General features: G+C 42.6%; 11 protein-coding genes. 6 read left to right on the top strand and 5 right to left on the bottom strand.

All coding sequences use genetic code 11. The annotated features are described in order from the left end of the window. Positions 1–24 precede the first annotated feature (24 nt). Positions 25–2070 (top strand): M13 family metallopeptidase, encoded by a 2046-nt coding sequence (locus tag WKR92_RS01015; RefSeq protein ID WP_375555983.1) that lies wholly within the window; start codon positions 25–27, stop codon positions 2068–2070. A 78-nt stretch (positions 2071–2148) separates the two neighbouring features. On the opposite strand, the gene WKR92_RS01020 is transcribed toward WKR92_RS01015, so the two are convergent. Further along, positions 2149–3837 carry a RagB/SusD family nutrient uptake outer membrane protein gene (locus tag WKR92_RS01020; protein WP_375555984.1) on the bottom strand — a complete coding sequence of 563 codons (1689 nt, stop codon included), beginning with the start codon at positions 3835–3837 and terminating at the stop codon, positions 2149–2151. Between the two features lie 11 nt (positions 3838–3848). After that, the gene (locus WKR92_RS01025) at positions 3849–6821 is read right to left on the bottom strand and encodes a SusC/RagA family TonB-linked outer membrane protein (RefSeq protein ID WP_375555985.1); all 2973 of its coding nucleotides are present in this window, start codon (positions 6819–6821) and stop codon (positions 3849–3851) included. A 158-nt stretch (positions 6822–6979) separates the two neighbouring features. Between WKR92_RS01025 and WKR92_RS01030 the strand changes: the two genes are divergently transcribed. Genes WKR92_RS01030 through mnmC2 form a run of 3 tightly spaced genes read left to right on the top strand, consistent with a single transcriptional unit; the run spans position 6980 to position 9486 of the window. Continuing rightward, on the top strand, positions 6980–8317 hold the full coding sequence (locus tag WKR92_RS01030; RefSeq protein WP_375555986.1) for an MBL fold metallo-hydrolase: 1338 nt from the start codon (positions 6980–6982) through the stop codon (positions 8315–8317). Beyond that, a complete protein-coding gene (locus WKR92_RS01035; protein ID WP_375555987.1) occupies positions 8318–8824 on the top strand; it encodes a rhodanese-like domain-containing protein in 507 nt (168 codons plus the stop codon). Continuing rightward, positions 8794–9486 carry a tRNA (5-methylaminomethyl-2-thiouridine)(34)-methyltransferase MnmC2 gene (gene mnmC2, locus WKR92_RS01040; RefSeq protein ID WP_375555988.1) on the top strand — a complete coding sequence of 231 codons (693 nt, stop codon included), beginning with the start codon at positions 8794–8796 and terminating at the stop codon, positions 9484–9486. The genes WKR92_RS01035 and mnmC2 overlap by 31 nt, the downstream gene beginning before the upstream one ends. 17 nt (positions 9487–9503) lie before the next feature. Here the strand turns inward: mnmC2 and gldC are convergent, their stop codons facing one another. The 3 genes from gldC to WKR92_RS01055 are packed head-to-tail and all read right to left on the bottom strand — an operon-like array spanning position 9504 to position 11510. Then, the gene (gldC, locus tag WKR92_RS01045) at positions 9504–9854 is read right to left on the bottom strand and encodes a gliding motility protein GldC (protein ID WP_375555989.1); all 351 of its coding nucleotides are present in this window, start codon (positions 9852–9854) and stop codon (positions 9504–9506) included. A 41-nt stretch (positions 9855–9895) separates the two neighbouring features. Further along, positions 9896–10144: a hypothetical protein gene (locus WKR92_RS01050; protein WP_375555990.1), complete on the bottom strand. Its 249-nt coding sequence runs from the start codon at positions 10142–10144 to the stop codon at positions 9896–9898. 7 nt (positions 10145–10151) lie between these two features. Next, positions 10152–11510: a DEAD/DEAH box helicase gene (locus WKR92_RS01055; RefSeq protein WP_375556061.1), complete on the bottom strand. Its 1359-nt coding sequence runs from the start codon at positions 11508–11510 to the stop codon at positions 10152–10154. Positions 11511–11635: 125 nt separating this feature from the next. On the opposite strand from WKR92_RS01055, the gene WKR92_RS01060 reads away from it, so the two are divergent. Both WKR92_RS01060 and WKR92_RS01065 read left to right on the top strand, forming a co-directional pair. Next, complete coding sequence (locus WKR92_RS01060) at positions 11636–12970, top strand: dihydroorotase (RefSeq protein ID WP_375555991.1); 1335 nt, start codon at positions 11636–11638, stop codon at positions 12968–12970. After that, positions 12909–14513 (top strand): M14 family zinc carboxypeptidase, encoded by a 1605-nt coding sequence (locus WKR92_RS01065; protein WP_375555992.1) that lies wholly within the window; start codon positions 12909–12911, stop codon positions 14511–14513. The genes WKR92_RS01060 and WKR92_RS01065 overlap by 62 nt, the downstream gene beginning before the upstream one ends. The last annotated feature ends 1 nt before the right edge of the window (position 14514 follow it).

The raw sequence follows: 14514 nt of genomic DNA on the forward strand, positions 1-14514 counted from the left end.
AATAAACAAATCAAACAAACATATATGAAATACCCATCAATTCTAATCTGTGGAATGGCGTTGGTAGCAGCTCAGTCATGTTCACAGCCTGAGTCGCAAGTCGCCTCCAATGTACCTGACAAGTTCATTGATCCCTCCAACATGGACACCACCGTTAATCCCGGCGACGACTTTTTCCATTATGCAAATGGCATCTGGATGAAGAACAATCCGATACCCGATAAAGAAACCCGTTGGGGAAGCTTCAATGAGCTGCGTGAGTTTAATGCGCAAGCTGTGAAAGGTTTATTAGAAGAAGCTGCAGCTGCTGATGCAGAAGAAGGAAGCATTGAACAACGCGTCGGAGTCTTTTACACGAGCGCAATGGATAGTGTAAAAATCGAAGAAGTTGGCGCATCCGTCATAGAAGAAGATTTAAATCGTATCGATGCGATAACAGATATCGAGGGGGTTTTGAATGAAAGTGTGTTCCAACGCACGCATGCATTAGGCAGTCCATTCTTTAGTTTTTATGTAGGTCAAGACCGTAAAAATGTTGAAAAGAATATGCCTCAGATAGGACAAGGAGGCACTACCCTGCCCGATCGTGATCATTATCTGGTAGAAAATAGTCGTAATCAAGAGATAAAGGATGCTTACAAAGACTACGTGGAGCGTCTATTTGTTTTAACGGGCTCAACCGATCAACAAGCCAGTGAAAATTTTGAAACCATTTGGAATTTCGAAAAAGCTTTGGCCAAGGCTCAAAAAAGTCGTGTTGAAATGCGAGACCCTCAAGCAACCTACAATAAATTCTCGCTAGCAGAACTAACGAAAAGCACACAACCATTCAACTGGGAAAAGATGTTACCTGCTTTAAAAGTGGAAGGTGCCGACACATTGCTAGTGAACAACCCTCAATTCTTTGAAGATGAAGCTAAACTTATTGCTTCAACTCCCGTTGATGATCTAAAAGTATACTTAAAATGGAACGTTCTTAAAGGATCGGCAAGCTTATTAAGCAAGGATTTTGTTGACGCTAATTTTGCATTCACACAAGCCCTTACCGGCCAAAAAGTTATCACTCCACGCTGGCAAAGAAGTTTCAATTTAATCGACCGTAACATCGGCGATTTGTTGGGTCAACTCTACGTTGCTAAGTACTTCACTCCCGAAGCCAAAGAACGAATGGACGAATTGGTTAATAATCTGTCTGTTACGTTCGGAGAACGCATAGAAGGTTTAGAATGGATGAGTGATGAGACCAAAGAACGAGCCTTAGAAAAATTGAATGCTTTTACACCAAAGATTGGTTATACCACCAAATGGAAAACCTATGACGGACTCGAGCTCGCAGCGGATGATTTCTATGGCAATGTACAGCGAGCACAACAATGGGCATATGATGACATGGTCAGTCAGTTCGGTAAACCTGTAGATAAAACACGCTGGGGAATGACCCCTCCAACCGTTAACGCCTATTATAGCCCGGTTAGAAATGAAATCGCCTTCCCTGCAGGTATCCTACAGTTCCCGTTCTTCTCGTTTGAAGCGGATGACGCCATTAATTACGGAGGTATTGGTGCTGTTATCGGACATGAAATGACACACGGATTTGATGATTCTGGTCGTCAATATGCCGCCGATGGCAACTTAAAAGACTGGTGGACAGAAGAGGACGCAGAGCAGTTCAAAGTACTTGCAGACAAGGTAGTCGAACAATACAATAACTATACTGTACTTGACACCATTCATGTTAATGGCAAATTAACACTCGGTGAAAACCTGGCGGACCTTGGAGGGTTGGCAATTGCTTATGCTGCCTTCAAGAAAACTCCTCAAGGTCAATCTGATGAGCTGATCGACGGATTAACACCTGATCAGCGTTTTTTCCTTTCATGGGCACAAGTATGGAGAATGAATGTAAGGCCCGAGACCTCAGCTCAATTGATCTTAACAGATCCACACTCACCGGGAGATGCAAGAACCGTTGGACCTTTAGTTCATATGGATGCTTGGTACGAAGCTTTTGATGTTCAAGAAGGCGACAAGCTTTTCATACCAAAAGAAGATCGTGTTACTATTTGGTAGGACGAACCTCAAATAACAAATAAAACAAAAAAGCCCGACACATAACGTATCGGGCTTTTTATTTTGCGGGAAATAACCCTATTCGTATCCTGGATTGGGTTCTAAACTATTGTTACCGGCAATCGCTTCATTAGGAACAGGAAATCTATTCAAGTGTGCCGATTTACTAGCGGTGTGATCCCACCAGTTCTCATTAACAAAAGCATCCCAACGAATCAGATCAGTCCTCCGTCTTCCCTCACCCAGGAACTCGATGCTCCATTCATCTAGTAATCGGTATTTATCCAAATTAGACGCCGTTACAGGATCCGGGTCATTGCCATTCTCAAAATTACGTTTACGAACTTCGTTGATTAATTCTGCTGCCAGTCCGGCATTTCCAGAACGGAAATGACACTCAGCGAGCATATAATAAATTTCAGCCAACCTGATAATGGGAAGGTCGGCACCCCAGCGCAACGTGTTTTCATTTAAGGTAGGGATCGGAACCTTTACCAATCGCAACCCTGTATTCTCTTCTCCCTCTGACATTTTAGATGGCAGTTCACTCACACTGCTGTATTCTTTGCCGGGGCCAACCTCTGAGAATCGCGCAACCTGATCTACAAAGACCAAAGGTTCGCCATTATACTCTTCACCCCCTACAATCGGCTCTCCATCAGGTGTTAGATGGGGGCCAATAATAAACATACCTTCATAATTACCACTACCTAGATATTTGTAAGGTTTTTTACGAAGATCTCCATCAGCGAATTTTTCATAAGGCGAACCCAACTTAAATTCAGATTTATAGAGTGAACCATCGGGCTTCCTGGATGGCGTCAAATGCGCACCATTATTTGCACCCATATCCTGATCAAAATATTGACGCGTATTGTAATGATAGAAATCGGCGTAAAACCAGTTGTACTCCAGTTTTTTGAATTCAGACGGCATCGACCAGATGATTTCAGGCGATCTATCGTTCGTAAAACTATGCGGGCCATACCATTCGGTGTCCAAACTGTAGAAACCATATTCGTTATTGATAATCGCTTGAGCTAGGGTTTTCGCTTCTTCGTACATCGGTTTACCAATATAGGCTTCTGCATTAAAGTAAAGACGAGCAAGCAACGCTGCGGCAGCACCTTTGGTGATCGCCCCTTCTTCTGCCCCTCCTTCTTCTTTCAACGGTAATTTCGTAATAGCGTCTTTAAGCAACGTCTCTATGTGGTTAAACAACTCTTCGTCTGTATTTCTAGGTAAAGCCTCTCCCTCCAGAGAATCGAAAACAGGCATTCCCCCAAAAAAGTCGAGACCTCGTAGATAGAAAAATGCAATTAAGGCATCCAATTGGCTTAGGTGCGCAGCTTGGTCATCTGCTGTGAGTGAAAATTTTGTGTAATCTAACTGCGAAAGATCATTCTTAGCATCTAATGCCAGGGCAACACCCATTAATGTCCCTCTCCATGCACCCCAGATCCAACCATCATCTGCTGTCCAACGGTGATAGTGATAGCGTTCATTCTCTCCCCCATTATACCAGTGTCTTCCTTTTGTCGTGATCGCAAAGTTGTCAGCGGTATACTCTTGTAGCCTCCAGCGATCTTCACCCACATACCATTTAGCATGTGTAAACGGTCTAAACAGAGCTGCTTTGATATCCTTTTCACTCTTAAAAAAAGTTTCGGGTGTCACAGAGCTATAAAACTCTTGATCTAATTTAGTACAGCCATTGGCGAATAAAAGTGCCATAGCTGTCATACAGTAAATAAAATATTTTTTCATGATAATTCTCGTTAAAAATTAAATTGAAAACCCAGCATAAACGTTCGGGTCTTAGGGTACACATTTCGCTCCTCAAAGCCAGGATCCAAACCATTGATATTGACCTCTGGATCAAGACCTGTATAGTTTGTGAAAACAAATAAGTCGCGACCGGTCGCATAAACTCTTAGGTTCCTAAACGGTTTAATCACATCTTCCTTAAATGTGTAACCTATACTAAGTGCATCTAATTTGAGAAAAGTACCTTTTTCCAACCAATAGTCCGACAATTCCTTTTCTCCAACAATGTCCTTGTGCTTATCAAAAGCTTCAGCCAGTACATTTTGCCCTTCTACATTCGGCAGACTGTAATACATATTAATCATGTTGAACACATCGTGTCCAATCCAGCTTCGCATATAAACACTGGCGTCCCAATTCTTGTAGGTGAATTGGTTGCTCCACGATAATCGCAGCTTCGGGATGGCTTGACCAACAAACGACTTATCGCCAACGGTTTTACTCCGATCCCTTACGTCAAATGCGTTTCCATCTTCGTCATAGAGCATCCAATAACCATCGTCAGTAAATCCTGCAAAGCGCCATATAAAGAACTGGCCGATATCCTCACCCGGATATAACCTCACAGCAGAACCTGGAGAGCCTGGTGCCGGAAAGCCTTTTCGATCCGTAAAGGTCTGACTTCCCCAAAGTGAACGCAATTTACTTTTATTGTGCGAGGCAACAATGGCCGTGTTATAGGTGAAATCCTCATTGTCGACAGCCCTAAAGTTCAATTCAAATTCATAGCCCGTATTTTCCATACTACCAACGTTCATTGTAGTCTTATCATGAATTGCAGGCGGCTGGGAAACACTGATATCGTATATAAGATCATCGATCACTCGTTTATAGTAATCAAAACGACCACCTAATCGATTATCCAAAATGGCGAAGTCCATTCCCAAATTATACTCTTTTTTAACTTCCCATTTAATTCCTGGATTTTGATTATGTCGCACGCCATAGGTTCTAAACCATTTGCCGTCTTGCAAGAACCAGGTATCAGCGCTGTACATCCTCGTTGATACTTCTGCTCCGAATCCTTCGTTGCCCGTTTCACCATATCCCGCACGTATTTTCAAATCGTTAACAAAGTCGACATCCTGCATAAACGGCTCCTGGGAAACCCGCCAACCAAAGGACAACCCGGGAAAGAAACCCCAGCGGTTCCCCGGTGCAAATTTTGAAGAACCTTCGTAACGACCTGTGGCGGTTACAACATAACGGTCTTTGAATGAATAGTTAACACGACCAAAGAAGGCGGCCAACTTTACCCAAGGGTTTTTCCAAGACCCCATACCTGCTCTGCCGTCTACTAAAAAAGTACCTGACCCCATATCATGTTCCCGAATACCGTCTACAGGAAAATCGGAGTTATTGGCATTAAAACCCCGTCCGTTAAAGTCTTGATAACTATACCCACCTACAGCGTTAATCGAATGATCATCCCATCTTTTGTCGTAGTTGACCGTCCATTCAAAAATACGGTCAGAGGTACGGAGATACTCTTGGCTTGCATAGCCATCGATACCGTCCTGACGCGACAAACGATGCTGTGCTGACCGATAAAAATTACCATGCTCAGAGTTATTTATGATCCCAATAGTGGCTGTGGTATTCAGGTTCTCATTAAGATTGATCTTCAGGGTTGAGTTTGCCAATAGATACCTGTATTGTCTCTGATCGGTCCTTAACATAACTTCCGCTACGGGGTTCCAATAGTCATAGCCCCCAACTAAAATATTGTAGCCAGTAATGTCTGAGTCATCATAAGGCGTTTCAGTCGGGTTAAGTACCATAGCCATGTTGAAGATGTCATTATTGGAGAAATCCGAGTTTACCTGATTATAGCTGACGTTTGTAGATAATTCAGCAACGCCATCGAAAAATTTAAAGCGACTGTTTACCCGGCCACCAATTTCGCCCCGTTTGGATCCGATAGCCATCCCTTTTGCGTCGCGCTTATTAAATGTAGCGTAAACGTTTGCGTTCTCTGACCCACCGCTAATATTTAATACTTGACGGTGAGAAAATGGCTGGTCATTCGTAACCTCATCATACCAGTCCGTCCGATGTCCAAGATCCTCTCCCAATCCGACTTCCACAAACCGATATGCCGATAGTACCTCGGGACGCTTACGGACACTTTCCACAAAATACTCCGAAGTTAGACTCACGACAGCTTTACCAATTTGAGGTCGTTTGGTTGTTATCAAGATTACACCACCTGAAGCTCTCGTTCCATATATCGCAGCGGCAGAAGCATCACGAAGTACCGTAATGGATTCAATATCTTCTTTTGCGACAGAATTAATGTTCCCACCTGGCACCCCGTCAATAACGACCAAAGGCCCTTGCGAAGCGTTTACGGAGTTCACCCCTCTCAGTTGCAAGGTCACATTCGAATTAGGGTCGGTTCCATTTGTCGAATTGACATTCAGGCCTGCTACCTTGCCTTGCATCGATAACAATGGAGAGGATGTACCTGCAACGAGATCATCCTGTCTCAATGTCGTCACGGCACTAGTTAATTCTTTTTTGTCGATCGACCCATAACCGACAACGACTACTTCATCAAGCCCTTGACTATCTTCTTGAAGAACAACGTCCACCGTAGAGCCCGAAACAGTCGTCTCCTGATTTAGATAACCGATCATCGAAACGACCAGTACTGCTCCATCAGAAATACCCTGTAAAGTAAACTGCCCATTTACATCCGTTGAGGTCGCCGTAGCCGTTCCTTTTACCGAGATGGTAGCACCTGGGATTGGATTTCCTTTGGTGTCCTTTATCGTACCGGAAATCTGCTGCTGTTTTACAAGAACGCCGACAGCCTCAGCGTTGGCGTGCGCATACAGTTGCGTAAACGGCAACGCACTCATCGTACCACTGACCAAGAGTACCTTGGTCAATGATCGAAAATAACAAGTTGTTTTTCTCATTTGTTAATTAGGTTAGGTAATAAATTTAGTTTACAAGTATTGGAAAGAAACTAATCAATCAACGTTGGCTAAATCTATTTATTGCCTACAGATCCAGTATTTTCATTTTTCACTTTAACATTAGCTTTTTGTTATATTTGCACTATATTTTTTTAACCATGAAGATAGAGCAGTTTTACGATAAAGGCTTAGCACATGCTTCGTATGCAATCCTTAGCCGAAATGAAATTATCCTTATAGATCCAGCACGAAACCCAAAACCTTATTACGACTTTGCCGATACACATCAAGCGAAAATTGTCGGTGTTATCGAAACACATCCTCATGCCGACTTTGTCAGTTCACACCTAGAAATACATCACACAACTGGGGCTACGATTTACGTTAGTGCATTACTTGGAGCTGACTATCCACACCAAAGCTTCGATGATGGCGACCGAATTGAGTTCGGTGAGGTCAGTTTAGAGGCTCTTAATACTCCGGGCCACTCACCCGATAGCATTTCTATCTTATTGATCGACCAAAACGGCGAGGAGCATGCTCTCTTCACGGGAGACACCCTGTTTATTGGCGATGTCGGTCGCCCTGACCTAAGAGAAAATGTCGGCAATATTCAAGATAAAAAAGAAGCACTTGCCAAAAAACTGTATCACTCTACCAGAGAAAAAATAATGACGCTACCTGATGACGTAATTGTCTATCCGGCGCATGGTGCTGGTTCACTTTGTGGAAAAAACATTAGTACCGATTTAGAAAGCACGATTGGCAGGGAAAAAGAACAGAACTACGCTCTTCAAGATATGGAGGAGTCTGCTTTCGTCGACTTGATCCTAGCCGATCAACCCTGGGTGCCCAAATATTTTCAATACAATGTTGCTTTAAATAAAGCTGGGGCCGAAAATTTTGAACAGAGTATTCATGCCGCGACAGCATTCAAGCGCTTCAGTGATTTGACAGACAATGTTCTTATTGTTGATACGCGCAAAGCGAGCGACTTCCGGGCGGGGCATCACCCACATGCCATTAACATTCCAGATAGCGGAAAATTTGAAACCTGGCTGGGTTCCGTGGTTGACCCAAGTGAAAGCTTCTATCTAGTCGGTTACTCTTCGGAACAACTGCACGAAATGATGAAAAAAACAGCCAAAATAGGTTATGAAAAATCGGTCAATGGATTAATTTGGGAAGATACCGGTAGCCAACAAGAAAAAACGTTTGATAAAGATGCTTTTGATACCAAACCCAACGATTATACCGTTTTAGATATTAGAAACGACGGAGAAGTAGCGGCAGGTAAGACGTTCGAACAGGCCCTCCATATCCCTCTCCCTCGTCTCCGTGAATCCGCAGATGCATTGCCGGTCGATAAGCCTATTGTGGTTCATTGCGCCGGAGGTTTGAGGTCAGCTATTGGTGCTAGCATCCTAGCGAAGCAATTCGACAATGTGACTGTTTTGGATATGGGTGAAACGATAAAAGACTATAAAAAGAACTAAATGCTGAGCATTTTACTTTCTTTTCTAATCCCTCTGGTTGGGGATATGACGTGTACTGATTGTATAGCAATCGATTCACTTTATAAAGCTGAGTTACAAAAAATATACAAAGCAGATATACCAACCATTAGTATTCAAGACTACCTGCAGATGAATGCTGACAGTGTTGTGGTTCTAGACGTCCGCGAACAACGTGAATATCGCGTAAGTCATCTTCGCAACGCACGAAATACCGGCTTCATTTGGTTCGATATGAGAGACCTCTACAATATTCCAAAAGAGAAGATTGTCGTTGTCTACTCCTCCATTGGCGACCGCTCACAGCGCATCGCCGAAATGTTGTTGCGTTCTGGATATAAAAATGTCTATAACCTCTATGGAGGAATCTTCGAGTGGGTAAATCAAGGTTACCCGGTTTACACAACACACGATATACAGACATCTCAAGTACATATTTACAAGAAAGATTTAGGGGTATGGCTGAAAAAAGGAACAAAGGTACAGTAATGGATATCGTTGAAACCGGTGACGGTTCCCATACGCTTTTCCATCCGACCATCGGCGAACATTACCATTCCAAACATGGCGCTCTACAAGAAAGCAAGCATGTATTTCTTCAGTCAGGATTAGAATATCTTTTGCAACAAAACAACCTGAGTTCCATTCGTCTTTTGGAAGTCGGTTTTGGAACAGGTTTGAACTATCTAATAACGGCAGATTATTGCCTAAGACATGCTCTCAAGCTGGATTATATCGGCATTGAGCGTTATCCACTATCAGAAGAAATTATCCTGAAAACCGGAAATCTACAATATGTATCAAAACAGGTAGCCGATGATTTTTTGGTCGGCTACGGACATTCAAAAAAACATCCCGCTGAGATGAAGCACGGCAGTCTTTATATCGACCTGTCCGATGTGAATGACTTTACCATTGAAGAACCTGTCGACCTCATCTACTATGATGCATTTGCCGCTGTCCATCAACCTGAAATGTGGTCTCGCGAAACGCTTGATCACGTCTGCAGCAATCTTAAAAGCGGAGGGGTATTCGTTACCTATGCGATCACGGGCAACCTCAAGCGAATCATGAAATCACTCGATTTTAGTATTGAAAAAGCGCCCGGAGCACCGGGAAAACGAGAGATGCTGCGGGCGTTAAAAAATTAACGAAAGAACGAGGATATCTATTGACTTTGTTGAGTTACTTCCATCTTCTCTGCAAAGTGCTCACAATAATCCCGCAAATCACCAATCACCGCTTCTGCCATTTTATCATCGCCAGCGGCACGCAAAAAGGTATCTCCCAGGGTTTGCAGCGTTTCATAGAAAAAACGTTTCATTTCATCCAAAGGCATATCTTTTGTCCACAGGTCGATTCGCATTGAGTTTTTATAATGAGGATCCCATAATGCTAAAAACATAGCTTTAGCAGCTAGAGCTTCTGACGATTCACTATCAGAAGATTCCCAAGTAATATGTTCGGGTACATTTTTCTCGTCTAATTCTACGATCAGTTTTATTTCTGCTTTTTTCATTTTCAACAACTATATTCAACTATATTCTACGTAAGTTTAATTTAATTTCTAAAGTGCCAGATACCAAAGGCCACAATCACAGTCAACACCAGAAAAAGCAACTGAATCATCCAAAGCCGTTTTGGGGTTTTTAACATCATCCGGAACATGATATCTACTAAGATAACGAGGACAACCAATAGGCCAATCCAAATTAGCTGAGAACTAGCGATTGCTCCATCCATCAAGCCAGACACCGCCCAAACAATTAAAATTGCGACAACTATATTTAAAGGAGTTATCTTTTTCATTTAGCAGCTATCGTTTTTTATTTCCTTTAAAAGACTTATGCCCTTTGTTAGCTTTTCCATCAAACCGTCCTTTTCTTGTACTAGCATTCGCTTTTGTGTTAAAGCTAGCCCTATTGTTAGATGCTTTCTTTTCATGGAATGCGCCTTTGAAGTCAGGATTGTCTTTACGTTTTTGATTATCAATCTCCCGCGCTATATTCTGACGCTCCTCAAAACCTGTCTTTTCTATGAATACCTGTTCAGGGATATCTTTTACAGGTATTTGCTGACGAATTAACTTTTCTATTTTCTTGATATAATATTCCTCAGCAGGATTACAAAATGTAATGGCCTCTCCCGATTTCATCGCCCTTCCTGTGCGGCCAATTCGGTGCACGTAGTCTTCAATTACAATCGGCACTTCAAAGTTGATCACATGACTAACGTCGCTCACATCCAAGCCTCTCGCTGCTACATCAGTCGCAACCAAAATACGAATTCCACCCTCTTTAAAGGCTCTAATTGAATTAATACGAGTATTCTGTCCTTTATTAGCGTGTATTACTCTCACATCCTCCTCATCATATTTTCGAACCAAGAAGGAATAAACATTATCGGCTATTTTTTTTGTTTTACAGAATACAATGATCCTATTAAACGTGTCTAAATCCTTAAAGAGCTCTTGAAGAAGATTGAGTTTGGTCTTTAGATTGGGAACATAATAAAGCGACTGCGCAACCGTTTCTGCTGGGGTAGCTTGGACATCTACTTCGACCTTCGTTGGGAAAGCTAGAAAATCGCCAGCAATTTTATGAACTAAATCGCTCATCGTTGCTGAAAATAGCAGATTTTGTCGCTTTCTGGGTACAATCTCCAAAATACGATGAATCTTGGAAATAAAGCCCATATCCATCATCTTATCGGCCTCGTCCAGCACCAAAAACTTTAGAAGTTTTGTGGAAATATGTTCCACTAAATATAAATCCAAGAAGCGTCCGGGTGTGGCTACAATAATATCAACTCCCTTTGCAAGCTTTTCAATCTGTGTTTTTGGGCCCAATCCCCCATAGAGCACAACCGTTCGCAAATCTGTATATTTCCCCAAAGCGACTATATCTTCTTCAATTTGCATAGCAAGCTCACGTGTCGGAGATAGTATCAGTGCGCGCGGATCATCTCCTTGTGCATACTTTAACTTCATGAGGATCGGCAAAACAAAAGCTGCTGTTTTCCCCGTACCAGTCTGGGCAACCCCCATTAGGTCCTGTCCAGCCAATATCGGAGTAATTGCTTTTTGCTGAATAGGCGTTGGTTTTGTATATCCGGCCTCTTCAATTGCATTGAGCAATTGCCTATTTAATTTAAAATCCTCAAATGAGTCCACCATAGCAGCAAAGATAGATAAAAGCATTAAATAGCTCTCGAAATCAGAAATTTTAACGATTAAATGATGAACTTTGCCCAAAACACGTCGAAATACCTATTTTTGATATAAGATTAAAATTGCACACTATGTCCAGAATACTAATTAAGAACGCCACGATTATCAATGAGGGAACACAATTTCAATCCGATCTCTTGGTTAATAAAGGGGTGATTGAGAAAATCGACCGCCAAATCGACTCCACATCTGATCGTGAAATCAATGCCGAAGGATTGCACCTACTGCCTGGATTGATAGATGATCAAGTTCATTTTCGCGAACCTGGACTCACTCATAAAGCAGATATCTGGCACGAAAGTCGAGCTGCAGTAGCAGGTGGCTGTACGAGTTTCATGGAAATGCCCAATACAATTCCCAATACGCTTACTCAAGAACTTTTAGAGGAAAAATATCAAACAGCGGCGACATCGTCACTAGCCAACTATTCCTTTTTTATGGGCGCAGCAAATGATAATATCGAAGAGGTATTACGCACCAATGCAAAAAATGTATGTGGGGTTAAAGTTTTCATGGGTTCATCAACGGGTAACATGTTGGTCGATAACCAAGAAACACTTGAAAATATTTTCTCGAAAGTTCCTTTACTGATTGCAACCCACTGCGAAGATGAAGCAACAATACGCCAGAACTTAAAGCAATATCAAGAACAGTATGAAACCTTGACGATCGACATGCACCCTAAAATACGCTCTGCTGAAGCATGTTACCTCTCGTCATCTGAAGCCGTTCGTTTAGCAAAAAAGTATGGAACCCGTTTGCATATCCTACATATCTCGACCGCAAAAGAGACCAAGCTATTTAGAAACGACATCCCGTTAAAAGAAAAAAAGATAACGGCAGAGGCTTGTATTCATCATCTGTGGTTTTCTGATCAGGATTATGCAGAAAAAGGCAACCTGATCAAATGGAACCCAGCTGTAAAGACTGCGGACGATCGTGAAGCAATTTTTAAAGCAGTGCTCGATGGCAGGATCGACGTCATCGCAACCGACCACGCCCCACATACGCTTGAAGAGAAATCAAGACCCTATGCGGAAGCTCCTTCCGGCGGGCCATTAGTACAATTTGCGCTACAGGCTTTACTCGACTTCTATCACCAAGGAAAGCTATCGCTTGAAGATCTTGTACAGAAGACAGCACATAATACCGCTACCTGTTTCCAGGTAGAAAACAGAGGGTATATACGTGAGGGTTATTGGGCTGATTTGGTCTTAGTCGACTTAAACAAAGACTACACAGTCACCAAAGATAAAATTCTCTCCAAATGTGGCTGGTCTCCTTTCGAGGGTCATACATTTAAATCAAGCATTGAATATACGCTCGTATCCGGTAATATCGTTTATGAAGATAACAGGATTGTCGAAGGTGTTAGTGGCAGAAGGCTACTCTTCGACAGAGATTAATCACCATTCATCAAAAACCAACACAAGTATAATGAAGAGCCTTTACCTTTTTATAGTAATTACCATCTTAACGACCTGTATGTCTTGCCAAAACTCTAACCCATCTAACCAAAGCAATAATCAGAACGATTCGTCGAATGCTATGCCTGCCGATACTGCGATGTTGGCAGCCGCATACGATCAGTATAAAGAAGAGTCCATCACCAAGAAGCGATTTAAACATGCCGATCTTGAGCCCCTGCTTCACAAGTTAACGGCCAACCCACAATTCAAATTACACCGATTAGGGCAATCCGTGCAAAAAAGAAACATCTATCAATTGGAATATGGTAGCGGCCCTAAGAAAGTAATGCTATGGTCGCAAATGCATGGAGATGAAAGCACAGCAACAATGGCTTTACTTGACATCTTTAACTTCTTGGCGGGTCAAGATGACGGATTTGACACGGTGCGAAACCTAATACGTGAAAACACTCATCTTTACTTTATCCCCATGCTCAATCCCGACGGTGCAGAGATCTTCAACCGTCGCAATGCGATGGCTATCGATATCAATCGCGATGCTCGCAGTGGCACTACACCAGAGGGAAAAATACTGATCGAGGCCGCAAAGACAGTTCAACCTGAATATGGATTTAATTTACACGACCAGCAGCCGTACTACTCAGCTGGGTATAGCAAAACACCGGCAACAATTTCCTTTCTGGCACCCGCTTATAATTATGAGCGTGACACCAATGAGGTTCGTGCGGACGCGATGCGATTAATCGTAGGAATGAACCAGCTATTGCAACATTACATTCCAAATGGCGTTGCGAAATACGATGACACCCATGAGCCACGTGGCTTCGGGGATAACTTCCAAAAATGGGGCGCACGAACAGTATTGATTGAATCGGGTGGATATCCGAACGATCCTGAAAAGCAATTCATCAGAAAGCTCAACTTCTTTATTATATTAAATGGCCTAATTGACATCGCAACAGATAATTATAAGAATTATTCAGCTGAGGATTACATGTCCATACCAGAAAACACGAGCAAGCACCACGACCTCTTGATCCGGAACCTGACTTATCAATCTGACACCTTACAGTATAAAACTGATTTGGGCATCAATCAAAATCAATACACCTTAGACAAAGGAAATTATTATGTACGCGGCATCGTTGCAGATGTCGGCGATCTACTGGAGAGCGCCGGTTATGAAGAGCTCGATGCAGACGGTTTGACAATGACACCAGGCAAAGTATATGAAGAAACATTTGAGACTATTCAAGATATAAGTGCAGATCATGCGTGGGATCTGATTCAGCAAGGATATTATGCCGTTCGTCTTGAAAACATGCCGGAAGAACGAGCACACAACCTGCCCTTGTTGGTATTGAACGAAGCAAACCCACCCGGCGGAGGCATGCACCTGGGGATGGCAGCAAATTTTTTCCTATCAAAAGGTAGCCGCTTGCAATACGCTGTAATCAACGGTTATTTGATCGATTTAAATAACAAAACCGAACGGGAATTTAAACAATACGTGCGCTAAT

It is taken from the genome of Albibacterium profundi (assembly GCF_042159835.1).
Classification (GTDB): Bacteria; Bacteroidota; Bacteroidia; order Sphingobacteriales; family Sphingobacteriaceae; genus Albibacterium; species Albibacterium profundi.

Coding starts and splice junctions, on each gene's coding strand:
- WKR92_RS01050 (WP_375555990.1), bottom strand. CDS start 10,144: ATGAAAAAGATAACTCCTTTAAATATAGTTGTCGCAATTTTAATTGTT.
- WKR92_RS01025 (WP_375555985.1), bottom strand. CDS start 6,821: ATGAGAAAAACAACTTGTTATTTTCGATCATTGACCAAGGTACTCTTG.
- WKR92_RS01035 (WP_375555987.1), top strand. CDS start 8,318: ATGCTGAGCATTTTACTTTCTTTTCTAATCCCTCTGGTTGGGGATATG.
- WKR92_RS01065 (WP_375555992.1), top strand. CDS start 12,909: ATGAAGATAACAGGATTGTCGAAGGTGTTAGTGGCAGAAGGCTACTCT.
- WKR92_RS01020 (WP_375555984.1), bottom strand. CDS start 3,837: ATGAAAAAATATTTTATTTACTGTATGACAGCTATGGCACTTTTATTC.
- WKR92_RS01015 (WP_375555983.1), top strand. CDS start 25: ATGAAATACCCATCAATTCTAATCTGTGGAATGGCGTTGGTAGCAGCT.
- WKR92_RS01060 (WP_375555991.1), top strand. CDS start 11,636: ATGTCCAGAATACTAATTAAGAACGCCACGATTATCAATGAGGGAACA.
- WKR92_RS01055 (WP_375556061.1), bottom strand. CDS start 11,510: ATGGTGGACTCATTTGAGGATTTTAAATTAAATAGGCAATTGCTCAAT.
- WKR92_RS01030 (WP_375555986.1), top strand. CDS start 6,980: ATGAAGATAGAGCAGTTTTACGATAAAGGCTTAGCACATGCTTCGTAT.
- gldC (WP_375555989.1), bottom strand. CDS start 9,854: ATGAAAAAAGCAGAAATAAAACTGATCGTAGAATTAGACGAGAAAAAT.
- mnmC2 (WP_375555988.1), top strand. CDS start 8,794: ATGGCTGAAAAAAGGAACAAAGGTACAGTAATGGATATCGTTGAAACC.